Genomic DNA, 602 nt, shown 5'->3' with positions numbered 1-602 from the left:
AAACACACCCGACACCCGCACCGCAACCTGATCCTCATCCCCCACACCGGACAGGACCGCCGCCAGTCGGCCCGCCGTGCGGCGGTCGATCGCGGTGGGCAGGTCGATCAGACCGCCCCAGCGGTCGGCGGCCTCCAGAGCCGCCACGCGGCCCAGGCCCCAGACGGCTCCCTGTACGGCGTCGACCGGGCCATCCGAGCGGCCCACCGACACGGCGCCCCGGGTCACCGCCCACAGCGGTGCCGTCACACCGGCGTCGCCGAGGGCCTGCAGCAGCGCCACCGAACCCGACACGCCCGCAGGCACGCCGTCTTCCTCGTTCAGGTCACCGGAGAGAGCGAGCAGCGACACCACGCCCGCGATCGACGCTTCACCCTCCAGCCGCGCGGCGAGCTGCGCACGGTCCGTGGCGGCGTCGTAGGCGACTCGCTCCACCTCGGCACCACCGGCTGCCAGAGCGTCGAACACCGCCTGGGCCCACGGGTCCTCGGCGAATCCGGCCGGCTCGACCATCAGCCAGCGGCCGGACAGCGTCGCGGAGCCGGAGACGTCGGCCAGCGGCCGCCATTCGACGCGGTAGCGCAGGCCGTCCATCTCGGTCC

1 pseudogene is annotated in these 602 nt (G+C 74.3%); it reads right to left on the bottom strand.

The annotated features are described in order from the left end of the window. Positions 1-602, bottom strand: a pseudogene (locus POF73_RS45870) (polyketide synthase); the annotation flags it as partial.

Source organism: Streptomyces sp. HD, assembly GCF_028369295.1.
Classification (GTDB): Bacteria; Actinomycetota; Actinomycetes; order Streptomycetales; family Streptomycetaceae; genus Streptomyces.
Note: the sequence above shows the minus strand (reverse complement) of the source record. Positions and strands in the feature narration are given on the sequence as shown.